General features: G+C 72.4%; 8 protein-coding genes and 1 pseudogene. 3 read left to right on the top strand and 6 right to left on the bottom strand.

Annotated features, from left to right (window positions below):
* The 6 genes and pseudogenes from ROTAS13_RS14620 to mdcA form a co-directional block, all read right to left on the bottom strand.
* Positions 1-967: molybdopterin molybdotransferase MoeA (locus ROTAS13_RS14620; RefSeq protein WP_075822701.1), on the bottom strand; the 967-nt coding region annotated here is incomplete at its 3' end.
* Between the two features lie 16 nt (positions 968-983).
* A pseudogene (gene moaC, locus ROTAS13_RS14615) lies at positions 984-1295 on the bottom strand (cyclic pyranopterin monophosphate synthase MoaC); the annotation flags it as partial.
* A gap of 115 nt (positions 1296-1410) precedes the next feature.
* Positions 1411-2139 (bottom strand): biotin-independent malonate decarboxylase subunit gamma, encoded by a 729-nt coding sequence (mdcE, locus tag ROTAS13_RS14610; protein ID WP_058390253.1) that lies wholly within the window; start codon positions 2137-2139, stop codon positions 1411-1413.
* Positions 2126-3040, bottom strand: a complete 915-nt coding sequence (locus ROTAS13_RS14605) for a biotin-independent malonate decarboxylase subunit beta (RefSeq protein WP_075822700.1) — start codon at positions 3038-3040, stop codon at positions 2126-2128. The genes mdcE and ROTAS13_RS14605 overlap by 14 nt, the downstream gene beginning before the upstream one ends.
* Positions 3037-3354 carry a malonate decarboxylase acyl carrier protein gene (gene mdcC / locus ROTAS13_RS14600; RefSeq protein WP_019461865.1) on the bottom strand — a complete coding sequence of 106 codons (318 nt, stop codon included), beginning with the start codon at positions 3352-3354 and terminating at the stop codon, positions 3037-3039. Before mdcC ends, ROTAS13_RS14605 begins: the two co-directional genes overlap by 4 nt.
* A 12-nt stretch (positions 3355-3366) precedes the next feature.
* Entirely contained in the window at positions 3367-5013 is a 1647-nt protein-coding gene (mdcA, locus tag ROTAS13_RS14595; RefSeq protein WP_019461864.1) for a malonate decarboxylase subunit alpha, read from the bottom strand.
* A 269-nt stretch (positions 5014-5282) separates the two neighbouring features.
* On the opposite strand from mdcA, the gene ROTAS13_RS14590 reads away from it, so the two are divergent.
* The 3 genes from ROTAS13_RS14590 to ROTAS13_RS28490 all read left to right on the top strand — a co-directional run.
* Positions 5283-5519: a malonate transporter subunit MadL gene (locus ROTAS13_RS14590; RefSeq protein ID WP_058390249.1), complete on the top strand. Its 237-nt coding sequence runs from the start codon at positions 5283-5285 to the stop codon at positions 5517-5519.
* A 3-nt stretch (positions 5520-5522) separates the two neighbouring features.
* Entirely contained in the window at positions 5523-6275 is a 753-nt protein-coding gene (locus tag ROTAS13_RS14585; RefSeq protein WP_216348657.1) for a GntR family transcriptional regulator, read from the top strand.
* A gap of 377 nt (positions 6276-6652) precedes the next feature.
* Positions 6653-8475, top strand: a 1823-nt coding sequence (locus tag ROTAS13_RS28490; RefSeq protein ID WP_139323369.1) for an ATP-binding protein, incomplete at its 3' end; no start/stop codon positions are given.

Here is an 8475-nt window from a genome sequence, read left to right as displayed (position 1 = left end):
TCGCCTTACGGTGGAGCTGTGCGTAGATGTGATCAAGAGACAGGGCCGGGCGCAGGAACAGCACGCCGCAGACCAGGGCCGAGACGGGGTTGCCCGGCAGGCCGAGCAGCGGCACGCCCCGCAGATGCCCCCAGATCAGCGGCTTGCCGGGGCGCATGGCGATCCGCCAGAAATCCAGCGCGAAGCCCTGCGGCCCCAGCGCCGACTGCACGAGGTCATGCTCCCCGACGCTGGCGCCGCCCGTGGTGGCGAGCAGGTCGCAGCCTTCCGCCGCCCGGGCCGCCATGGCGATGGCCGTGGAATCATCCGCCACGATGGGCAGGATGACGGGATCGCCCCCCGCGCCGCGCACCAGGGCGGCCAGGGCATGGGCGTTGGAGGACACGATGCCGCCCGGCGGCAGCGGGTCGCCGGGCAGGGCGATCTCGTCGCCCGTGGCCAGGATGCCGATCCGGGGCCGGCGGTGCACGGCGAGCCAGGGATGGTTGGCGGCGGCGGCGAGCCCGATGTCCCGCGCGGTGAGCCGACGCCCGGGGGACAGCAGTTCCTCCCCGGCGGCGAAGTCCAGCCCGCGCCGCCGGATCCAGCGCCCGGGGCGCACGGTCTCCCGCACGGTGACGCGGGCGCCCTCGGCGGTGGCGTCCTCCTGCAGCAGGATGCCGTCCGCCCCTTCCGGCACGAAGCCGCCGGTGAAGATCCGCACCGCCTCGCCCGGCCCGACCGTGCCGGCGAAGGGATGGCCCGCCGGTGCGGCCCCGGTTACCGCCAGGCTGGCACCCTCCACCGCCTCGGCGGCCCGCACGGCATAGCCGTCCATCGCCGAGACATCGGCGGGCGGCTGGGTGAGGCGCGCCGCCACGGGCGCGGCCAGGACGCGGTTCCAGGCTTCCGGCAGGCTGACCGTCTCCGCCGGAACGGGGGGCAGCGCATCCAGGATACGGCGCAGCGCCTCGGAAACCGGGATCATCCTCGCTGGAACCCTTTCAGTCGGCCTCGAAAGTGCCGGACTTGCCGCCCGACTTGTGCACCACGCGCACCGCTTCGATCCGCATCCCCCGGTCCACCGCCTTGCACATGTCATAGACGGTCAGGGCCGCCACGGTGGCGGCGGTCAGCGCCTCCATCTCCACCCCGGTGCGCCCGGCGGTGGACACGGTGGCGGCGATCTCCACCGCATCCGGCTCCACCGGTTCCAGCTCCAGCTTCACCGAGGTCAGGGGCAGGGGATGGCAGAGCGGGATCAGGTCGGCGGTGCGCTTGGCGGCCATGATGCCGGCCAGCCGCGCCACGCCCAGCCGGCCAGCAGGGGCTCCCCGCGCCATTCCGGCCGCATCTCCAGCATGGCGGCCCAGCCTTCGGGCGAGACCCGCAGCAGGGCGTGGCGCGGTGGGGTCTCAGCCATGGGCCGCCTCAGCCATGGCGCAGGGCCAGCTCCTGCACCCGCGCCGCGATCTCCGCCGCCTTGGGCCTTCCGCCGCGTTCCTGCCCCAGCGCGGCGCGCGTGTCGCGTTCCGGTAGGCCGCGCGCGAGCAGGGCCCGGAACTGTTCCGCCAGTGGGGCCGCCGGGTCCCAGGTTTCCAGCACCGCGCCGGTCCGGGCGAGGTTGTCCAGCCCGGGCGCGAAGACCGGGGTGGATTTCGCCTTCTCCTGCAACACCTCCAGCGGGAGCTTGGTCACCCGCGCCATGGAGGGCAGGTCCATCACCGCCGGCTCCGCGCCTGGCAGTGCCACCAGCACGCGCGTTGCCAGCGCCGTGGCGATAAAGGCGCCCGCCGCCGTATGGCCGTAGAGCAGGCCGACCGTCGGCCGCCCGTGCAGGTCGGCCAGGACGAGGCACTTGGCCAGATGCGCCAGGAACTCGTTCAGCCCGAGCAGCTCGTCGCGCCGGCTCATGCGCTGGCTGTCGCTGTCCACCAGCACCAGCACCGGGCCCTGGCCGTCCTTCTCCAGCGCCGCGAGTACATGGCCGGACAGCGCCAGCGCCCCCTCCACGCCCAGGGCCGCGCGGCGCGCCACGCCGATCACCACGGCCTCCTGCCCATCCGGCAGGGGGGCGGAGCCGGCGATCAGCCCGTCCTCTCCGATGCGGACCGCATGGCCGGCCGGGAAGAGGGAAGCGAGCATGTCAGCGGGCGTCATCGGCGCTCTCCGCGATACGGGTGGCGAGCTCCGCGAAAGCCTTGTCGTCCAGCTCGGGCACGGTGTCCGGTGCCTCGGCCCCCAGGGCGCGCCAGATCTCCCGCGCATCGGTGCTGTTGCCGAAGCGCTGCAGCCGCGCCTCCAGCCGCTTCTGCTCGGCCCGCATCGCGGCGAGGCCGAAGCCGCCCGCCTCATGCAGCGCCCGCAGCGCGGCCTCGCGGAAGGCCACCATCGTGTCGGCGCAGTACCCGTCCGCCCCGCCCAGCAGGCGGCGGTGCTTGCCGCCCATGGTCCGCCAGATCAGCGGCCGGTCGCGGGAGTCGAACTCCTCGACGCCCTTGTTGGTCTCGATCACTTCCGGGCCGGAAACGCTGATGCGCCCCTGTTCCGAGACGACGAGGCGGGAGCAGCAGCCGGCGATCAGCCCGCCGCCGCCATAGCAGCCGTTCCGCCCACCGATCAGCCCGACGACGCGCGCCCCGGCGGCGCGGGCCTCCAGCAGCGCGCGCATGATCTCGGCGATGGCGAGCTCGCCGGCATTGGCCTCCTGCAACCGCACGCCGCCCGTGTCGAAGAGGATCAGCACGCGGCCCGCCGCCCCCATCTCGCGCGCCGCGCGCAGCAGCCCGGTCAGCTTGGCGCCATGCACCTCGCCAAAGGCTCCGCCCATGAAGCGGCCTTCCTGCGCCGCCACCAGCACGGGCTGCCCGTCGATCCGCCCGGCGCCCGCCACCATGCCGTCGTCGAACTGGCGCGGCAGGTCGAAGAGCGGCAGATGCGGGCTCAGCTCGCGCGTCTCGGGGCCGAGGAACTCGGTGAGGCTGCCAGGGTCCAGCAGCCCCTGGAGGCGCTGGCGGGCGCTGGCCTCGTACCAGCTCGCCTTGCGGAAATCGAGGCTCACGGCGCGTCCTCCTCGATCAGCCGCTGCGCCTGGGCGAGCCGCAGCGCCACCGTGTCCGGCCGCGCGCCCCCGTCGTTCACCGAAAGGCGCAGGCCGCCGGGCGAGCGGCGCGCGACGAAATCCGCCACCACCGCCTCCCAGACCGTGCCGAAGCCATGCGCGGCGGTGGCGATCTCCACCACGCATTCCGTGCCCGGCAGCACGCGTTCCGCCAGCACTTCGAGGTTGCCGGAGGCGACCACGCCGGCGATCGCCGTCTTCCGCGTGCCGCCGGCCGGCTTCGCGGCCCGGTGGCGGAAGGTCAGGTTCTCCATGGGATCGTCTCCTCACCAGTTCCGGAAACGCGCGGGCGGCTGGTAGAGCCCGCCCGACCAGTGCGCGAGATCCTTGATCGAACGCGCCGCCAGCAGACCGCGATCGGCATCCAGCGGGTCGATGCCCAGATCCTCCGGCCGCCGGATCACGCCTCGTTCGCGCAGCCGCTCCACCATCCCCGCATCGCGCCCGCGCCCAAGCGGGGTATAGCCCGCCACGCCCCGGATCGCCTGCTCGCGCTCATCCCGGTCGCGGCAGAGCAGCAGGTTGGCGATGCCTTCCTCGGTGACGATATGCGTGACGTCGTCGGCATAGACCATGACCGGCGCCAGATCGAGCTTCAGCCTGTCCGCCAGCAGCAGCGCGTCGAGCTGCTCCACGAAGAGCGGCGCGTTCTTGTCGCCGAAGGTCTCGCCGATCTGCACCACCAGCTTGCGCCCGCGCCGCAGCGCGGCGGCGCCGTCCGGATCGGCCTCCCGCCCCGCGCGCAGCCAGGGCTCGCTGGGATGGCGCCGCCCACGCGCGTCGGAGCCCATGTTCGGTGCGCCGCCGAAGCCCGCGATGCGCGACTGGGTGACGGTGGAGGAATGCCCCTCCAGGTCGATCTGCAGCGTGGAGCCGATGAACATGTCGCAGGCATAGAGGCCGGCGGTCTGGCAGAAGGCGCGGTTGGAGCGCAGCGAGCCGTCGGCGCCGGTGAAGAAGATGTCGGGCCGCGCCGCGATGTAGCGGTCCATCCCGACCTCGGAGCCGAAGCAGTGCACCTGCTCCACCCAGCCGCTCTCGATGGCCGGAATCAGCGTGGGATGCGGGTTCAGCGCCCAGTGGGTGGCGACCTTGCCCTTGAGGCCGAGGCGCTCGCCATAGGTCGGCAGCAGCAATTCGATGGCGGCGGTGTTGAAGCCGATGCCGTGGTTCAGCCGGCGCACGCCGTACTCGGCATAGATCCCCTTGAGCGCCAGCATGGCGGTGAGGATCTGCGTCTCGGTGATGGCGGCCGGGTCGCGGGTGAAGAGCGGCTCGACATAGAAGGGCCTGCCCGCCTCCACCACGAAGTGCACGCGGTCGCCGGGGATGTCCACGCGGGGCACCTTGTCCACCACCTCGTTCACCTGCGCCACCACCACGCCGTTCTTGAAGGCCGTGGCCTCCACCACGGTCGGCGTGTCCTCGGTGTTCGGCCCCGTGTAGAGATTGCCCTCGCGATCCGCGCTCACCGCCGCGATCAGCGCCACATGCGGCGTCAGGTCGATGAAGTAGCGGGCGAAGAGTTCCAGATAGGTGTGCACCGCACCCAGTGCGATCTGCCCGCCATAGAGCATCCGCGCGATGCGGGCCGATTGCGGGCCGGAATAGGCGAAGTCCAGCCGCCGGGCGATGCCGGTCTCGAAGATGTCCAGATGCTCGGGCAGCACCACGCCCGACTGCACCATGTGCAGGTCATGCACCTTGTCCGGGTCGAGCCCGGCCAGGGCGCGGGCCAGCAGGTCCGCCTGCTTCTGGTTGTCGCCCTCCAGGCAGACGCGGTCGCCGGGGCGCAGCACCGCCTCCAGCAGCGCGCCCGCCCTGGCCGCGGGCACCACCTTGCCCTGCGCCAGGGGCGCCCCCGCGGCGATGCGAGCCTCCCGCGCTTCCTGTTCCTGGCGCCATTGGGCCATGGCTTCCCTCCCCGCTTCTCGGAACCCGGCGGCCCCGGGCAGGGCGGCCTTCACCTCATGTGGATGCCAGAGTGGCGCATCCGCTATTTCGTGTACAGCGCAAGTTTGTTGCCACGTTGTTGCATACTTTGTTGCTTGTCGACCGGTGTTTTGCATACTTAAACCCAGGCCGGCGGCAGACTGGCCCGTGATCTCGGGAACATCCAGGAAGGATTCCGGCCCATGCCGCTTCCCTTTGCCCAACGCCCCGCCATGCCGGGGGGCTGCCCGTGACCATCTTCGGCGTCGCCCTGCCCGCGGTCTGCACCCCGGCCGGCGTTCATCTGAGGGACCTGCTGGGCTTCGCGCCCGGCGTGAAGGCCAATGTCGGCGGGGTCGGCCTCGCCGCCACCGATCCGCGGCTGGTGCCCTATGGCGCGCTGACCGCCAATTTCCACACCGGCCTGGGCTGCCTCGTGGCGCCATCCGTGCTCTATCTGGCCGTCCGGGCCCTGATGGGCGGCTGAGCGATGGATGGCATGGAGGCGGGATCGGTGCCGGAGCCGGTGGAGGCATTGTCGGAGGAGCGGATTCTCCTGTCCGAGCGCATCCGCAACGCGCTGACGGACGAGATCGCCTCCGGCACCCTGGCGGCCGGCACCGCGCTGGACGAGCAGCTCCTGGCCGACCGCTTCGGCGCCTCCCGCACCCCGGTGCGGGAGGCGCTGCGCCAGCTCGCGGTGAGCGGGCTGGTGGAGCTGCGCCCGCGCCGGGGCGTGGTGGTGACCCGCGTGACCGCGACGCGCATCATGGACATGTTCGAGACCTCGGCCGAGATGGAGGCGCTCTGCGTCCGCCTCGCCACCTATCGCATGACGCCGCTGGAGCGCAGCCGGCTGATGGACCTGCACGACGCCTCGGCGGAGATGGTGCGGCGTGGCGATGTCGATGCCTATGACGGCTTCAACCGGGATTTCCACGACGCCATCTACCGCGCCACGCACAACGCCTTCCTGGCGGAGCAGGCCATGGCGCTGCGCGGCCGGCTGGCGGCCTTCCGGCGCACGCAGCTCCGCCACGGCGACCGCATCCACCGCTCGCGCGAGGAGCACGGGCAGGTGATGGCGGCGATCGCGCGGGGGGATGGCGAGGAGGCGGCGCGCTGCATGCGGGCGCACATGCTCAACGCCGCCGGGGCGCTGCGCGGCTACATCGCCGCCCATGCGGTGCAGGAGCAGGACCAGGAGCGGATCGCCGCAGGACGGCATCGACCGGAAGCGTGAGGCTGAGGTCCCGGCAGGTGGGTGAAGGATCCGTGCCGGACACCCGCGAACCGGCGATGCCCGGGCGGTGCCTCCCCGGAACGGTGCCGCGGGGAGCCTGAGCCGCCCGCCCGGCGACGGGCCCGGCCCGGGGGGCATCCGGGGACCGGGCTCCGGGGAGACGCCCGGCCAGGATGAACGCTCCATCATTCCACTCCACCATCATCGCGGTTGCAGGACCGGCCCCTAAGCGGGATGCTGCGTGCATGGCCGCGACGGCGGGATAAAACGGGGGGAAGGCGAACCGTGACAGGGTGTGGCGAAGGCCCGGCTGCGCGCCTGGACCGGCCGGTGCGCGGATCGCCGCATGGCCGCCCCGGTGCTTGGCGGGGCGGGGCTTGAAGAGCCCCTCCTCCTTCCTTGGCCGGTCCGGCGGCATGGTCCGCTTCGTCCGCGCGACCGGGCTGCTGGCGGCGGTGGCCATCCTGGCCGGTGCCGGGCTGACGGCGATGCATCTGCGCACCAGCGCGCTGGCGACGGCCAAGGCGAATCTGGCCGCGCTCGACACCCTGCTGGCGGAACAGTCGGACCGCGCCCTCCAGAGCGTGGAGCTCGTGGTGAACGGCGTGGCCGGGGACCTGCGGGACGGCCAGTTGCAGAGTGCCGAGGAGTTCGACAGACGCGCCACGGCGCCGGAGGTCTTCGGGATGCTGGTGGCGCGGATCTCGGGCATCCCGCAGCTCGATGCCGTGACCATCATCGCCCGGGACGGGCGGCTGCTGAACTTTTCCCGCTACCAGCCGGTGCCCCCGGTCAACGTCGCCGACCGCGACTACTTCAAGGTGCTGAGCACCGATTCCTCGCGGCTGACCTTCATCGGCCTGCCGGTCGAGAACCGGGGGAATGGCAGCCCGACCGTCTACCTGGCCCGCCGGATCTCCTCGGCGGAGGGACAGTTCCTGGGCTTGGTGCTCGGGGCCATGAACCTGCAGTACTTCGATCGCCTCTATGCCGATCTGAGGATGCCCAAGGATACGCGCATCGCCCTGTGGCGCGACGACGGGGCCCTGCTGCTGCGGCATCCGTCGCTTCCCGCCGGCACACAGGGCATGGACCTGCCGGCCGGCATGCGGCCGGGTGAACGCCAGGTGGAGGAACTGCGCAACCCGGTGGATGGCCGGCACCACCTCGTGGCAGCGACACGGTTGCAGACCCAGCCCGTGGTGGTCAGCATCAGCCGGACCACGCAGGCGGTGCTGGCCCGCTGGCGCATCGATGCCGGCATCCTGATCGTCTCGGCGATGCTGATCGCCGTGACGCTCCTGCTCATCGCCACCTTCGTCGCCGGGCGCTTCCGCCTCTATAGCCGCATGGCGGAGGCCATGGCGGCACGCGAGACGGCCGAGCAGGGGCGGCGCAGCGCCGAGGAGCAGCTGCGGCAGGCGCAGAAGCTGGAGGCGCTGGGACAGCTTGCCGGCGGTGTGGCGCACGACTTCAACAACGTGCTGCAGGCCATCGCCGGGGGCGCGAACCTGATCCGCCGCCGTGCCGGCGATCCGCAGGCGGTGGAGAAGCTGGCGGCGATGATGGGCGAGGCCGCGGAGCGCGGGGCGGCGGTGACGCGCCGCCTGCTCGCCTTCGCCCGCAAGGACGAGCTTCGCAGCGAGAGCGTGGCGGTCGAGGCTCTGCTGGCCGACCTGGTCGAGATCCTGCGGCACACGCTGGGACCGGGGCTGCGTATCGTCGTGGAGGTGGAGCCCCGCCTGCCGGTGCTGTGCGCGGACCGTTCGCAGCTGGAGGCGGTGCTGATCAACCTGGCCACCAATGCACGGGATGCGATGCCCAGGGGCGGGACGCTCCGCTTCGCCGCCTCGCGTGCCCCGGAAGGCGAGGCGCCGCCGCTCCCTCCGCTGTCCGGGGCGCCCCAGGATGGGGGCGGGCAGGCGCCGGACCAGGAGACGGCGGCCGCGTCCTACCTGCGCCTGACCGTTTCCGACACGGGGAACGGCATGGACCCGGCGACGCTGTCGCGGGCGACGGAACCCTTCTTCACCACCAAGCCTAAGGGGCAGGGCACCGGCCTCGGCCTGTCCATGGCCAAAGGCTTCGCGGAGCAGTCCGGGGGCGCCCTCGTCATCGCCAGCACGCCGGGCCAGGGCACCACGGTCACGCTCTGGCTGCCCCTGCCGGTCCGGGAGGACGCGGCCGCCGACCTGCCCTG

This window comes from Roseomonas sp. TAS13 (assembly GCF_001950415.1).
Taxonomy (GTDB): domain Bacteria; phylum Pseudomonadota; class Alphaproteobacteria; order Acetobacterales; family Acetobacteraceae; genus Roseomonas; species Roseomonas mucosa.
This window is presented reverse-complemented; position numbering and strand designations above follow the sequence as displayed.

Coding starts and splice junctions, on each gene's coding strand:
- mdcE (WP_058390253.1), bottom strand. CDS start 2,139: ATGACGCCCGCTGACATGCTCGCTTCCCTCTTCCCGGCCGGCCATGCG.
- mdcC (WP_019461865.1), bottom strand. CDS start 3,354: ATGGAGAACCTGACCTTCCGCCACCGGGCCGCGAAGCCGGCCGGCGGC.
- mdcA (WP_019461864.1), bottom strand. CDS start 5,013: ATGGCCCAATGGCGCCAGGAACAGGAAGCGCGGGAGGCTCGCATCGCC.
- ROTAS13_RS14585 (WP_216348657.1), top strand. CDS start 5,523: ATGGATGGCATGGAGGCGGGATCGGTGCCGGAGCCGGTGGAGGCATTG.